Below are 16,779 nucleotides of genomic sequence, written 5' to 3'. Positions count from 1 at the left end.
TAAAAGACTAAAGAGGTTCGGAAACAAGTCTAATGAATGTCAATAATATCAACTCAGGAAATAACAAAGAAGTAGTATAAAAAGAAATTACTATAAATTCATAAGAGAAATAAAGACAGCATCATTAGACAAATTTAAAACTTATCATTAAAAGAATAATTAACTTTAAAAAGAATAATAAAGAAACAGATACTATTAAATATCCAAATCAAATTAAACCAAGAAAATAGCAAAATTGTAGAACCATATTTAACATGAATGATTATGTCGGTAACCATTAACGACCGAATCGATGTTCGTATCAGTAAAGAACATAAGGAGTTGATTAAGCACGCATCAGTCCTGAGAGGATTTAAAAATCTATCAGAATTTGTAATCTATTGTGTAAACACAGAAGCAAACAGGATCATTAAAGAAAATGAAACCGTTTTAAAGACCATAGAGGACAAAAAGATATTTATAGATGCGATTATAAATCCACCGAAGGCTAATGATAAACTTAAGAGGGCTCAAGCGAACCATACTAAATTTATCAGTAACAATGAATTTAAAGATTGAAATCCTTTCAAAGGAGCACAAGAGGAAAGAGTTTAAATGTGGCAAAGAATTATTAGATGATTATTTTCACAAACAAGCGGGGCAGGATGCCCAAAAATTATTATCCGTCTGTCATGTATTAACAGACAAAGATGCAGATGCAACTAAGGTACTTGGATATTATACGCTGTCAAGCAGTTCAATTCTATTAGATGATTTTCCAGCTGAGTTAACTAAAAGAGTGCCTAAAACATATAGCATACCAATAGCCTTACTAGGCAGGATAGCTATGGATAAGAGGGAACAGGGAAAAGGATTAGGAGAAATTCTTTTATTTGATGCATTAAAAAAATGTGTGGTACATTCAAAGACCTTGGCAATTCGAGCAGTAGTAGTTGACCCATTAGACCAAGATGCAATTGATTTCTATAATGGCTATGGTTTTATATTGATACCAAGTACTGGAAAAATGTTTCTGCCAATTGAAACAATCAAAAGTTTAATTCCTGATGAAGAATCAGAAGATACTGAAAAGTAAGTTTAGTTTAAAAGGCAACCTATGTGGTTGCCTTTTAAATTTATCTAAATTAAAATTCCGTTAAAATTGCAATCCGGATGAAAAGCCAGTAATAATTTTTCACGAAAAAAAGTTAACAGTATATAATAAACGGCAATAAAAAAAATAAAAAAAACCTGTAAATTAATTGGTTACAGGTTTTTTTTTGTGGACTTCATGGGATTACAATCGAACATCTTATTCCTATTTTGATGTTTATTGATAAGGTTGGGAAAACGTCTTAAGCCCTTACGTTTAAAGGTTTTTTTGTTGCTTCTTAATTTGTTGACTCATTTTTAAAATCAATAATCTGTTTCTTTTTTTTTTTCATTTTTTAGCTGAATAGATCATTTTAAAATGAAAAATAAAAGTTCTTAAGTTACTCAAGGTGTTCGATAGTTGAACACCTTGTTTTAAATTGTGTTTCTTATTTGATTTATGTTAAATTTAATAGCAGGAACGGGACTCGAAGCATTCTTATCAGTAGATTTCTATAACTTTTAAGCATTTATAAATAGTGCATAATAAATCAAGTCACTGTCGAATTGTATTTCTTTTGGTTTGTATCTTCTTTGTACCCCAAATCTATTTTATTTTGTTTATGGCTAGAAATTTAATTTCTGGAGTTGAAATTGGCAACTAACCTTATTAACATGATAACTTTTGATACAAAAGGGCCTCATCGGTGTTGTAGCTGGAAGAGGGCTCGAACTATTTTAAATATGAAATTGTTATATAAATTTTAAGTATTAAAAGCAAAATACTTAAAAGTCATTTTATAATTGTACACCTTTGAGTTGTATCTAAATTGTGCCTCAAATCCATTTTACTTTTTATAGCTGGAACCTTAGCTTCTGGAGATATTCTTTTACATTTTCTTCGGATTTTAGACTAGATTGTCGTTGTCAAATAAACCAACAGTCTTTAGTCTTTACCATTTCTTTTTTCTTTAGTGATCTACTACATATTAAAATCTTTCTTTTAACCCAACTTGTGCCACCACGGATATTGAAACTTAGATCCTAAGAGCTATAGACTTGTACTAGGTACTGATTAGGATCGACTCATTGAAAACACTGATAGGATTTGAAATGATTTACAAAGAGACTTTTTCGGTATTTGTAAGATAGATCATTAATGTTAAAAATTTTATTTTTAAATAGAACAAATAAAAATAATTTTTTTTCTTTTTTTTTTTGTAAATGTATTCTTATTTTTGTTAAACTTAAAAACTTATTTGTCTTAAGTATTGGTTTAAAAAAAAAATGATAATCAATAAATTAATTTATGAGAATAAAACTACTAATAATTTTTTTTAGCACTTCTTTATTTGCAAGCGCTCAGAAACTACTTTTTACTTATGATTTATCGGGTAACCAAACAATCAGAGAATTGTGTTTAAATTGTTCTAATTCGGGTAAAAAGGTTAATGAAGATTTAAAAGACATTGCGGCTTTAAATGCTCAGGATCTTTTGAAATTTTCACAAGAAGATGTTATATCCTATTATCCGAATCCAGTTAAGGAGGAGCTGTATCTTACATGGCAACTAACGGATGAAATTTATGTTTCAGCAATTCAAATTTTTAATTTGAATGGACAAAATCTTTCTTCAAGTACAGAGAGCAAAACCACGAATAATCAAAATTTATCTTTCCGTCAATACCCAGCTGGTGTTTATTTTGTGACATTACAATATAGTGACGGCAGTCAGAAAAATATAAAAATTATTAAGAATTAATTCATTATGAAGAAACTTTACTTTTTCCTTGTATTTTTTGCATGGAGTACAATAATGCATGCTCAGGATTCACAAGGCATTCCTGTGAAAGGAATTGTTCCAATTTATAGATTGGAAAATGAACAGCCTGCACACTTTACTAGTAGAAGCAGCACGGTCGAAGCCCAAGCTGCCTCGGTGGTTTTGGTCCCAACTGGATCGTCAACTGAGGTTGGTCTAACTGCCGGCGAATTATCTGTCTCACTCAGCGGCGCAGCAAATTATCAGCTTCCTATAATTGTACCCCCTGGAATTAATGGGGTAAAACCAGAGATAAGTTTAACGTACAATAGCCTTGGTGGGTTAGGAATGGCAGCAAACGGCTGGGAAATATCAGGTATTTCTAAAATTATAAGAATTCCAAAAACAAAATTTCACGATGGTGCAAATGAAGAAGTTAAACTAACTGCCCAAGATAGATTTGCATTAGATGGACAGCGTCTTATCCTTAAATCGGGAGTTTATGGGGCAAATAATTCTATTTACGAAACTGAGAATTTCTCCAATATAAAAGTCACTATGATCTATAGTTACATGCCGCCTTATGAAGATCCTGTGTATTATTTTAAAGTTGATTATCCTGACGGCTCAAAGGCTATGTATGGAAACAGCTATGATTCACTAGCAGCAAGTGAATGGGGACTGACATTGTGGGAAAATGCTCAAGGAATAAAGATAAATTATAGCTATAATAATCCTGCTGGCGGATATCTTACAATAGCATCGATTAAATATGGTAGTACAGCTCTTGCTACACCAATAAACGAAGTGAATTTCACCTATAGCCCAGGAGAAAGAGTTCATGAGAATTACGCTGGTGGATTTAAAAGTATAAAAAATACTGTCTTAAATAGAATCGAAGTAAAAAGTAATGCAGTAGGTTTCAGGAATTATATATTGGATTATAAAGTAGGAGATCGTATTTATAAAATAACGGAAAAAAGCGGAGACAATTCAAAAAGTTATAATCCAGTTGTTTTTACATATAATAACACGATAGATAACGTTAGTTTTCAGCCAGTTAGTGCTAAATTGAGCGTCGGAAATATAACAGCGTCGAATGCAGCAGTTGTTACGGGTGATTTTGATGATGACGGAAGAATGGACTGCATTCTGTATCCTACAAATGGACCTGATAGCAAGGCAAAATATTGGCTATTCTACGATATAACTTCCGGATCAAATCTAAATTTAGGTTTTGAGCATCCAGTAGGAGCTTTTGAGAATATTTTACCGACAACGTGGCTGAGTTGGAATAACAAAATGATGCCTCAGGGCTGGACAGTAGTAAAAAAGACAGATACTAGTTACGATTTTAAGGTTTACAGTATTGGCTTGTCAAGTATATATGAACAATATACAAGAACAGTTAATTTTCCAACTGTTGCGGTCACAAATAGCTGTAGTGGCACTTGTAAACCAGTAACTGTAAATAAAATGTTTCCAAAAAAAATTCTTTCTGGAGATTTTAATGGCGATGGCTTAACAGATATTCTAGCTTTAGATACAGGTATGGGATCAACAGATTGCATTTATAATCCGGCAAGAAATATATGTATGGCACAAGCATCAATTTTAAGCTCAAAAAAGGTTTATTTTGTTGATTTAAAGCGTGACAATACGGATAATTTTTTAAAATACGCAGGAGATTTATTAGATAGCGCATCAGGTGCTGATATTAAAGTCGTAGATTTCAATGGTGATGGAAAGTCCGATATATTAGTATTTAAAGCTGGTACTTTAAAAGTATACAGTCTTAATGAATTAGATAATATAGTATTGCTATATCAAACTTCAGCAATTGACAATACGTTAAATGGTGCAGTTTTACTTGGCGATTTCAATGGCGATGGTAAATCAGATTTTCTTGTCGCTCCACAGACCTATAGTTCACCTCTCTGGTATAAGTATACATCTACAGGCATTTCATTTTTAAAAGAGACAAAAACATTTACAGGTGTTCAATATCCAGTACCCAATGCACTTTTAAGTTCAGAATTTATTGCAACAGATTATAACAATGATGGAAAAACTGATTTGGTCTTAATAAATAGTTCTAATAATTCAGCAAATACACTTGGACAGGTCAATGTTACATGTTTTGCAAACAATAACGGTGAATTTAAGACAGGAGCGGGTTTCTCAGTTACAGGAGCTAGCGGGGACCAGACTACTCTTAGCAAGGGAGCATTGCCAATTTTTGTTTCTCCAGTTCAGACTTCTTCAAGGGATAATAATTTTTCTACTTCGACTTTTGAAATCGCTTTTGTTAATAAAGACAAAATACACTTTTTTGCATCTCAGAAAGATTTATTAAAAGAAAATCTAATAACTTCGGTTGCAACAGGTGATGGTGTTAAAGAAAGTATTTCATATGTACCACTAAATTCAAGATATAAAAATACCTATAACTCCATTTATAACCCAAGTGCAGGAACAGCTAATTATCCTTACCTTGATATTACTATCAATTCGAACTTATACGTCGTTTCAAAGCTGGAGCTTCAAAGCAAAGATGTATATAGAAAAAGACTATTTGCTTATTCTGGGGCAGTTGTGAATCTTGAAGGGCTCGGCTTTTTGGGATTCCGCTCAGTAAGCCAATCCGACTGGCATGATGATACATCTGCTATTTTTTCCACTATATTTATTAATGATATTAATTTAAGGGGAGCTAATATCGAAACGTTTCAACTGCCATATATGTACTATCCTTATCCAGGAGCTACATCTCCCGCTGATTTTACATCTAAATCTATCATCACTTATAATACAGCGGCAGATGCCTTTTCCAGTAATAAAGTTTTCAAGCTGAAAGTCTTAAATTCTAAGCAATTTAATTCAATCTATAACACTAATACTGAGTTAAAAAATATAAGTTATGATGGAAATAACAATTTGTTATCTTCGACCTTAATAGTAAGCGAAGGAGCTAATGCTGTTCAAACCACTACAACAACAATAACCTACAAAGACGGTAGTGCTCCGTATATTGTAGGAAGGCCAGGCACAAAAAGTGAAACCGTGAGCCATAATGGTACTACTATAGTTAGTAATGAAGCTTATACTTATAACTCAAACCAGCTACTGTCTAATATTGACAGAACTGCAAGCGGAACCCCGACAGTGTCAGAACTTTATGATTATGATTTATTTGGGAATATTATAAAAAAAACAATCAAACCTTCACTTCCTCTACTGCCAAGAAGTATCAGTTTTCAATATGATACATCAGGGAGGTTTATAACTCAAAGCAAAGATAATGACGATTTAATTTCTACGTATGAGTACGATTCTAATACGGGAATGTTAAAAAAAGCAACTACTCCATATAGTTCCACTTCTTATACTTATGATTCATGGTTTAAAAGGCTTATGGTAAAAGATGAAATATTAAATAAAGCAATTACTTATGGATATATTAAAAATGCTGAGAAAACGATCATAACAACCACTACCGATGTTTTAGACGGAAGTGCCACAGAAGTAACTTTTGATGAATTGGGAAGAAAAATCAAATCAGGAATCAAAGATATAAATGGATCATTTAAATTTATATCTTATGGTTATGATATTTTTGATCGTAATAATAAAGTAAGCGAACCTTACTTCGGATCAGCTCCAGCTTTGTGGAATGATATCAAATTTGATATATTCAGCAGACCGACGGAGCTTAAACTATTTAATCAAAGAGTAATTACATCTAATTATACGAACCTGGCTTCAACTATAACTGATGGAGCAAAATCAAAAACTGTAACAAAAAATGCGATAGGAAATATTGTTTCATCATATGAGAATATGAGTGGGACAATTAATTACTCCCATTTTGCCAATGGTAATATGAAACAGATTACCTATAACGGTATAGGTATTCAAATACAGGAAGATGATGCATGGGGGAAAACAACCAGACTTATTGATCCATCTACTGGAACATTTGCTTACAAGAACAATGATTTTGGAGAACTTGAAGAAGAAACTTCACAAAATGGCGCAGTATTAACTACAATCACTCGTGACAGCAGCGGAAGACCAATTAAAAAGAAGGTATCCGGAGGTGGCAGTAATACCGAAACAAGTTATGTCTACACAGCGAATAAGCTTCCTTTGACTACAACTTACGTCGATAATAATGAAACAATTGGTAAAACAATTGTTAACACGTATAGCTATGACAATACGTACAAAAGACTTTTATCAGTTATAGAAGAAAAAATAGGGGTGTCAAAATTCACCAGATCTTTTACATATGATGCTTTAGGAAGAGTGCAAACCGAAACAAAGCTGGCGGAAATTGGAACGAGAAGCAGTTCTGTTTTTACTAAAAACAATTATAAAAATGGAGACTTATATCAGATTTTAGATGTAAATAATAAGGTACTGTGGCAGACCAATACATTAAGTGCTAAAGATCAGATATTAGAAAGTATAACAGGCAATGGTATAAAAATAAGCAATACGTATGATACTGACGGCTATCTTTCAAAGATACAATATGATAAAACAACTTCTCCTACAAGTAATATATTAACACTTACTACCGAATTTGATAAAAATACAGATAATGTAAAGAAGAGAAGTAATAATGTCTTTAGCAATTATACAGAAACATTTGATTATGATGCGGTAGACAGGTTAACAACTTTTACGAACAGATTAGGGGTACAGGAAAGCCAGAGCTATGATGCTTCAGGAAAAATAACTGTTAACAATTTAGGAACATACTCTTATGATCCTGCTAAAAAATACCAGAATACATCCATTGCAATTAATCCTGAAACAACAGGCTACTATGCCAATAGGCAGGGGATCTTTAATGATAGTATGGAAAATAGAACGGGATGGGGAATTGAGAAATATCCAAACACGGCATTTTTTAGTTATGACAACATAACAGCTGGACATTCTGCCGGCAAAAATACATTAAAATTAGCTAATACAACAACCACCGAACAATATGTTTTCTCTGATAAATGGATTGATATTAACAATAGTCTCCCAACTCAATATACTTATTCCGCTTGGGTTTATAGCGACAATCCTCAGTCAGAGATTTTTCTTTATATGAAAGATGCTGCCAATACTGTAACTCAGGTAAATACAGTGAATAACAATAAAGCGACATGGACGCAGGTTATTGGTACATTCTCTGTACCAGCAAACATAAAGAAATTACGTCTGCGTTTAGATAATAATGGTTTAGGAAATGTGTGGTTTGATGACATTGAAATAAGAAAAACAAATGATCCTACATCACAGGAGAGAAAACTAAATATTACTTATAATGTATTTAAAAATCCTATACATATAGAAGAAACAAATATAGACAAAGTAAGTTTTACCTACAATGATGACAACCAGAGAGCTACAATGTACTATGGAGGATTTCAAACAGATAAACTGCAGCGTTCCATATATAAACATTATTCTTCAGATGGGAGTATGGAAATAAAAGAAAATAGAACAACAAATACTTTCGAATTTGTAACGTATATTGGAGGAGATGGGTATTCGGCACCAATTGCTTTCAAAAATGATTTAGTAACTCAAAAGTATCTCTATTTACTTAGAGATTATCAAGGCACTATTTTAGCAATCACTGATTCAAATGGGTCCGTGCTAGAGAAACGTTCATTTGATGCCTGGGGTAGTATTATAAAAGTGCAGGATGGATCCGGTAACATCCTTGCTGGGTTAAATATTTTAGATCGAGGTTACACAGGACATGAACATTTACAGAGTGTAGGTATAATAAATATGAATGCGAGACTTTATGATCCGACACTTCATAGATTTTTACAGGCGGATAACTATATTCAGGATCCAACCAATACACAAAATTTTAACCAGTATGGATACGTATATAATAATCCTGCTACTTTTACAGACCGAACAGGTAATTATACAGATCCCCCGACCAAAGGTGTATATCAAAATGGTCAAGAATGGAACGATAGGTTTGGATCGTGGATTTTTAATGACCAGCTTCAGACATGGATAGGGCAAAAGGGTGCAAGAAACATACCAGTTGACCCTTTTGCATTAAATCCAGTTGTTATACCAGGCGTACCAAGATCAGCTGGTAATTGGAATGGTAAAATTACCGAAACGGGAAATTATGTTAAATTCCCTGCTTCTTTTAGAACTATACATTCACCTCAGAGTAATAGGGGGGTAAGTGGTGTTGTAACATTGCCATCTGCAGGGGCTGTGAGCTTTGAAGTTGGTGCTATTTCCACAGCGTTTTCATTTGCTGTGGCTTTTACAGCTGCGTTATCAATGACAGCAGATACTCCGGATATATCTGTACCATATTATAGAGCGATGTCTGCTTCAGAATGGAACAGTACTCATGGATATCTTGTCGACAGGAATACTTCAGGTGAAGGCCCACATGTCAGGCCAAGCACAACATATTTGTTAAACGCTGATTTTATAAAGAATAGAAACAAATACAATTATATTGTTAAATACGATGTTTATGTAGATAAAGCGATGGCTTTTGAAGCTTCTCCTTTTATCTTTGTAGCAGGTTCTAAAAAAGATGGAATGGCACTTAAAGGAAAGCCAATATTTAATGCTGCAAGAAATGCAGGATTAAACTATATCAAAGTTGAAGGAAATATGGATCCTGATTTTTCTCTAGGATTTCCTGGCAGGTCCGCACTTCTATTTAATGCTTCTTTTCGAACACCACCGATAATTTATTCAAGATTAAAATAAAAATTATGATAATAGATAATATGATTAAACTTCAACAAAGGCTTAATGAACCTTTTAAGGGAATGCAAGATATTAAGATGTTGAAGAATTTAAAAGCAGCAGTGAAAAATGAACTGTTTACTATATATAATAAGCAGCCAAATAAGGAAGAGTGGTTGTCAAGAGAGATTATTTCTTTCAATAAAAAGATAAATATTTTAGTAGGTGAAAATAAAGAGTTAAATGAAATTTATTACAAAGCAGATAGTAGATTTGATTTTGTTAATAATTACTTGCAAGAAAGTGAATATCAATTTGATTTAACTGTCTTAATGATGGAAGAATTTAATAAAATTAAGCCTGATAATTATAATAAAATTGTCTTTTTTAGCTTTGCTTCGTATTTTATCTCTAATCTTAGAAAGGATGATAAAATTATTTTGCTTGTCGAAGATCTTATAATGTTTTATTATTCCAATCCAAATCCAGATCTGATCGACAGAACAATAGTTTTTGAATTACAAGGATTTATCCATGCAAGATTTGCAGACATGGAACTTCATGAAATTAAAAAGAGAAACAATTTAATAGAAAAATTTATACTTGAAGATTAAATGAACTTAAAACAAAATTTTTTAATCAAAAAATATAATGACTAGCTTTCAAACTCTTTTTTTACAAAGGATATTGCGAGATGAATGTGAGCCTGAAAAATAAATATGACCTCGAACTTTTTGTTCGAGGTTTTTTATGCCCAAAAGCATTTAATTCCAAATAATGACCGTATTATGAACTGTGTTTTTCGTGTCTTGACTTTTCGAATAGAAAAAATATATAATATAATAGAGAAAAGCTAAAAAAGAAGTAACCAAAGAAAAAATGTAAATTTAGCTCTCCCAACAATTCAAAACAAAGAATGAAAGCGGCAATTGAAGATAACTTGGTCGGAAAAAATCTTTCGACTTTTTTTTGCTTTTTCTGAAAGTTAGTGTTGCATTTGTATCTTGCTTGTACCTCAAATGCATTTTAAATAACTTAAAAATGAATATTTAACTTCTGGAAGTGAAAATAACTTAGATATTTCATATTTAAAAAGCTGGTTTCAGCGTATTAGTATTAATCTAATTTTGATTTTTCTTTAACTATCAATTTAAATTGAATTTTAAACTTTGATTAAATAATGATTTGATCAAACTATCATGAAATCAAAATCTAGAAAATTTTCAAAAAAGATTGAAGAAAAAATTAAGAAAGAGAAGCAGCATGCCGCTATAATTGATTGGTTTGTCAGAATTATTGTTGCTACAACTTTGAAAGAGTTCTATGAAAAAAATGAAGCTAAAGATCAGATATAATGTTAAGTGAATTAAGTGATGTGTGAAGAAAAAACTACTCAATCGAACGTTTTTCTAACTTGTTGTCTTGTAGTCGATTAAGGTGTTCGATTCCCGCAGACTTCATTTTTTGTTTTTAATATTTTCGATAATTTAAAAAACAATATTTGTTAAAATAATAAAAATTGTAGCGGTTGAGGGATGCAAAAATGAATGTTTTTTGAGAATTAAATAAAAAAGGAAGGTGTTCGATACCTTCCTTTTTGTGGAGTCGATGGGGTTACAATCGAACACCTTATTCCTGTTTTAACTTTTCTTGATAGCTTGAAATTATAATTTAATATGTTAGGATGTGCAAACGGAAACTGGAGCCTAAGTTAGAACAAGCTAATTTACTTTTACTCTATTTTTTGTTTGTATATCCACTTTTATATAAATAAAAAAGTCCCACCGAAGCAGGACTAAAGATTTTCATCTACGGCATATAGCCTTATTGTGATAAGATTAAAGATTAGAAATTTTAATCAGTTACAAATATATAGAAAAAATAAATTGGTTTGAATAAGGAAAACCGTAATTACTTTAATTTTTTAAATGCTAAATTTCATGCTGATTAAATTTTAATAACTATGGCAAAAATTTTAGGATTAGATTTAGGGACGAACTCGATAGGTTGGGCATTAATTGACGATAAGCTTAATAAGATTTTAGGAATAGGAAGTAGAATATTTCCAATGGGAGTTGAAAATCTAGGTGATGGTGATAACGAAATTTCTAAAAATGCAAGTAGAACTGGAGCAAGAGGAGTTCGACGTCAATTTTTTAGGAGAAGACTAAGAAAGAAAATTTTACTTCAAAAACTTTCTGAAAATAATATGTGTCCAATGGATGCTCGAGATTTTGAAGATTGGAAAAAGACAAAATTATTTCCAACAGATAAGTTAGCAAAATGGTTTGCATTAAATCCATATGAACTTCGACAAAAAGCCTTAAACGAAAAATTATCATTAGAAGAAATTGGTAGAATTTTTTATCATTTGATTCAGAGACGTGGATTTTTGAGTAATAGCAGAAAAGGTGGTGGTAATGATGATGGGGCTATTTTTAAAGGAAATGCAAAAGAAGGAAAAATAGGAATTGATGATACATTAGAAAGTATAGAAGATAAAACATTGGGTGAATATCTATTTGAAATTTATCCAAAAGAAAATCAGCCTTTTCAAGATGGTTTGGAAAGAATTAGAAATAGATATACAACACGCAAAATGTATGTAGATGAATTTGAATTGATATGGAATAAACAAGAACAATTCTATTCAAATTTAAATGAAGAATTGAAAACTTTATTTGGTGGAAGGAAATTAGATGGTTACAAAGAAGACGGAATTTTATTTCATCAGCGACCTTTGCGCTCTCAAAAACATTTGGTTGGTAATTGTTCTTTTGAACCAACTAAAACTAAATGTCCAATTAGTGCAATTCCTTTTGAAATGTTCAGAATTTATCAATGGGTAAATACAGTTGAATATAATGGAAAGAAAATATCTCAAGAAGAAAAAGGAAAATTAATTGAACAACTATTATCATTTGATAAAATTGAATTTAAAAAATTGCGAAAAGCAATTAGTAAAGAAAGTGCTGAATTTAAATTTAATTATAAAGATGATGATAAAATTGTTGGGACATACACAATTTCTAATTTATCAAGTAAAAAGTTCTTTGGTAAAAAGTGGTTTGAATTTTCAGATAAACAGCAAGAAGATATTTGGCATATTTTGTATTTTTTTGACAGCAAATCGAATCTTAAAGAATATGCGGCTAAAAATTGGAATTTTGCAGAGGACCAAGCCGTTACAATATCAAAGTTTAATGTAAAAGATGGTTATGCAAGTTTAAGCAGAAAAGCTATTGGTAATATTTTGCCGTTTATGCAACAAGGATATTCCTATGATGTTGCAGTTGTAATGGGGGGAGTTAAAAATGCTTTTGGAGATAAATGGCAAAACGATACTATTGAAAATAATCAAAAGCAATTAGATTTAATTGATAATGTTGAAGCAATTATCAGATCAAAAATTTCTGGAGGTTTTATAGATGTAGTAAAAGATTTACTTCGTAAAGAATTTGAATTTGATGAAAAACAATTAAAAAAACTTTACCATCATTCTGCGGCAATTGATGTAACATCATTGTTCGAAAAATTACCAATTGGAAAAAAAGCGGACAAGGAAATTCAAGCTATCAGAAATCCTATTGTTATTACTGCGTTGTTTGAATTGCGAAAGCTCGTTAATGAATTAATTGATGAGCACGGACAACTTGACGAAATAAAAGTCGAAATGGCTCGCGATTTAAAAATATCTAAATCACAACGAAATAAAATTCGTAGGGATCAAAAACGGTTAGAAAGAGAAAATGATAGAGTTAAAACGGAAGTTGAAAAATATTCAAGAGTTTCTCATGATAACATTTTAAAATTTAAGCTTTGGGAGGAGTGCAAACAAACTTGTGCTTATACTGGCGTTCCAATTCCTATTGCTAAATTATTTACAGGTGAAATTCAAATAGAGCATATTCATCCTTGGAGTCGTTCATTAAATGATAGTTTCAATAATAAAACATTATGTTATGCTAATGAAAACAGACTTAAAGGAGATAGAACACCTTTTGAGTTTTATGGAAATGATGAATCTAATTGGTCAAGTATTAAAGAAAGGGCATTGAAATTATTTTCTGATACAAAAGAATATCCAAATGCATATCAAAAATTTAAAAGATTTGTACAGCAAAAATTTGATGATGATTTTTCATCTCGCCAGTTAAATGATACTCGCTATATAAGTAAGGAAGCTAAAGATTATTTGTCACTAGTTTGTAGAAAAGTAAATGTATCACCAGGGCAAATGACCTCTAATCTACGTCAAAAGTGGGGATTAAACCATATATTAAATACAGATAACGATACTAAATCTCGTGAAGACCACCGTCATCATGCTATTGATGCATTAGTTATGGCATGTGGAAAGACAAGTTACTTGCAAGAATTGTCGAGATGGAATCGATATGACAGGAAACCAGAATTAAAAAACTTTCCATTGCCTTGGGTAGGATTTAATTTTGATGCCGAAAAGGCTGTTGACAAAATATTGATTTCACATAAAAGGTTAAATAATATTGTGACTATTAGGACACACAAAGTAGAAAAGAACGGAGTTATTTATAAAAATATTGGAGTAGCAGCTAGAGGTCAATTGCATAAAGAAACTGTTTTTGGAAAACGATTTTTTAATGGAGAGGAAGCATTTCATGTCAGAAAAGCAATTGATAATTTAACAACCGAAAAGCAAGTAGAAAAAGTAGTTGACGAAACGATTAAAAAATTAATATATAAAAGAATTCAAGGATTAGGTGGATTCGTAAAAGGATCAATTCCTTTAAACACATTTTTTACCGTTGATGAAAATGGAATAAAACATCCACAAATATTTTTACCTAACAAAAATGGAGATCCAGTTCCTATTTTAAAAATAAGAATGAAAGAAAATATTGGTGGAGCTGAGCAGTTAAAAGATGATCTAAATCAATGGGTGAATCCGAGAAATAATCATCATGTATTAATTTATAAAGATGAAAAAGGAAATTTAAAAGAAGAGGTAGTTACATTTTGGACGGTTGTAGAAAGAAAAAGAAAAGGATTTCCAACTTATCAATTACCTGCGGATGGTATTGAAATAATTACAACTTTGCATATTAATGATATGTTTTTACTCAGCTTAAATGAAGAGGAAATTAATTGGGAAAATCTAGATTATGAAAATTTGAAAGAGAATTTATTTAGGGTACAGAAGTTATCTTCTAAATTTTATGAATTTAGATTGAGCTCTGAGTCATCTATACAGAATAATTTTCAACCTTTTTATGTAAGAATTCAAAGTTTTGGTGATGGAAAAACGGGGTGGGAAACTTTTAAACCAATTAAAGTAAAGATTTCAGTTTCTGGCAAGATTCAAAAAGTATAATCCAACAAAAGTTTTTTTTATGCGATTTTCTGCCTTAAGCATCCAAGCCACAACGAAAATCGGCATTCGATTTTGGTTCTAACGATTTTCGTTGTGGTTTGATTAAGTATGAGAAAATACGATATTACTACAAAAATAAACCTTATGAATGACTTGTTATGGTTTGATTAAAGATTAGAAAACACGATATTAAATCCGGTACCTGGTCAACCAATGAGATTGTTGTGGTTTGATTAAAGATTAGAAAATACGATATTTTCCACTAATTTGCTGTTGCTGTGTAAGGGTTGTGGTTTGATTAAAGATTAGAAAACACGATATTCTGCTGGGTTGCTTTCTGCGGAAAATAGTAGTTGTGGTTTGATTAAAGATTAGAAAACACGATATTTCTAGGTACATCACACCTAAATACACATCCGTTGTGGTTTGATTAAAGATTAGAAAACACGATATTTTACCTGTCACCATATATAAGTATGTTACTGTTGTGGTTTGATTAAAGATTAGAAAACACGATATTTAATGAAAGATTCTCTTTTGTGGAAGATGTGTTGTGGTTTGATTAAAGATTAGAAAACACGATATTGCTTTCTGACATCACATGAAGCGAATAACTGTTGTGGTTTGATTAAAGATTAGAAAACACGATATTGCTTCAAAAGTATGTTTTCACTCTCTTCTGGTTGTGGTTTGATTAAAGATTAGAAAACACGATATTAGCAACCTAAAACATATTAAAAGTTCAAGTGTTGTGGTTTGATTAAAGATTAGAAAACACGATATTTCTCGTAGCCAATCAAAAAGCAACTAATGAGTTGTGGTTTGATTAAAGATTAGAAAACACGATATTTATAAATAGTTTTAGCTCGCAAGGCCCTTTGTTGTGGTTTGATTAAAGATTAGAAAACACGATATTTAAAAATAAACGGTCCTATTGAATCATTATGTTGTGGTTTGATTAAAGATTAGAAAACACGATATTTTATATTAGTTGGCCTGTTAGAAAAATCCTGTTGTGGTTTGATTAAAGATTAGAAAACACGATATTAGCAGCGAGAAGAAATTTATAGTCAGTACGTTGTGGTTTGATTAAAGATTAGAAAACACGATATTCTCAACTTTCGCTTGCTCTCGGATCGTGTCGTTGTGGTTTGATTAAAGATTAGAAAACACGATATTGAGCGGTGAAGCTTGCATTTTCACTCACGTGTTGTGGTTTGATTAAAGATTAGAAAACACGATATTGAGCGGTGAAGCTTGCATTTTCACTCACGTGTTGTGGTTTGATTAAAGATTAGAAAACACGATATTTGAATAATTTTGAAGTAAAAACAAGTTATTGTTGTGGTTTGATTAAAGATTAGAAAACACGATATTACAAGTGATTTACTCAGTTGCAATGCGTCCGTTGTGGTTTGATTAAAGATTAGAAAACACGATATTAAAGATATAAAAGGTTTAAATATCTCTCCTGTTGTGGTTTGATTAAAGATTAGAAAACACGATATTGTCCTTGGCGAACTCCACGTATCTAGGTGCGTTGTGGTTTGATTAAAGATTAGAAAACACGATATTTAACCCGGGAGGTGTAACAGCCTCCCTACTGTTGTGGTTTGATTAAAGATTAGAAAACACGATATTATTACCTCTCTCATGCTATTGTTGTATTAAGTTGTGGTTTGATTAAAGATTAGAAAACACGATATTGGATCCTCAGGAGGTACAAGCAACTGCATTGTTGTGGTTTGATTAAAGATTAGAAAACACGATATTCAATGCTCGGGAAGAATGCACCCTATACGAGTTGTGGTTTGATTAAAGATTAGAAAACACGATATTAAATTTTGCT

Annotated in this window: 7 protein-coding genes and 1 CRISPR repeat array (1 of these 8 only partly in view); all 7 genes read left to right on the top strand. The window is 31.5% G+C overall.

Features of this window, described 5'->3' with window-relative positions; genetic code table 11:
• The first annotated feature begins 264 nt into the window (after positions 1-264).
• Entirely contained in the window at positions 265-558 is a 294-nt protein-coding gene (locus LNP23_RS21370; protein ID WP_230002806.1) for a type II toxin-antitoxin system TacA family antitoxin, read from the top strand.
• Positions 542-1,075, top strand: a complete 534-nt coding sequence (locus LNP23_RS21365; protein ID WP_230002805.1) for a GNAT family N-acetyltransferase — start codon at positions 542-544, stop codon at positions 1,073-1,075. Before LNP23_RS21370 ends, LNP23_RS21365 begins: the two co-directional genes overlap by 17 nt.
• Positions 1,076-2,380: 1,305 nt before the next feature.
• Positions 2,381-2,833, top strand: coding sequence for a T9SS type A sorting domain-containing protein (locus tag LNP23_RS21360; protein ID WP_230002804.1), 453 nt, complete (start codon positions 2,381-2,383; stop codon positions 2,831-2,833).
• Positions 2,834-2,839: 6 nt separating this feature from the next.
• Positions 2,840-9,598 carry an FG-GAP-like repeat-containing protein gene (locus LNP23_RS21355; RefSeq protein ID WP_230002803.1) on the top strand — a complete coding sequence of 2,253 codons (6,759 nt, stop codon included), beginning with the start codon at positions 2,840-2,842 and terminating at the stop codon, positions 9,596-9,598.
• Positions 9,599-9,603: 5 nt separating this feature from the next.
• Positions 9,604-10,191, top strand: a complete 588-nt coding sequence (locus LNP23_RS21350) for a hypothetical protein (protein WP_230002802.1) — start codon at positions 9,604-9,606, stop codon at positions 10,189-10,191.
• A gap of 585 nt (positions 10,192-10,776) precedes the next feature.
• Positions 10,777-10,932, top strand: coding sequence for a hypothetical protein (locus LNP23_RS21345; protein WP_230002801.1), 156 nt, complete (start codon positions 10,777-10,779; stop codon positions 10,930-10,932).
• Positions 10,933-11,540: 608 nt separating this feature from the next.
• Complete coding sequence (gene cas9, locus LNP23_RS21340; RefSeq protein WP_230002800.1) at positions 11,541-14,930, top strand: type II CRISPR RNA-guided endonuclease Cas9; 3,390 nt, start codon at positions 11,541-11,543, stop codon at positions 14,928-14,930.
• A gap of 90 nt (positions 14,931-15,020) precedes the next feature.
• A CRISPR array of direct repeats spans positions 15,021-16,779; the repeat unit is 36 nt; unit sequence GTTGTGGTTTGATTAAAGATTAGAAAACACGATATT; it runs 1,507 nt beyond the window's last position.

The sequence above is a fragment of the Flavobacterium cupriresistens genome, assembly GCF_020911925.1.
Classification (GTDB): domain Bacteria; phylum Bacteroidota; class Bacteroidia; order Flavobacteriales; family Flavobacteriaceae; genus Flavobacterium; species Flavobacterium cupriresistens.
Note: the sequence above shows the minus strand (reverse complement) of the source record. Positions and strands in the feature narration are given on the sequence as shown.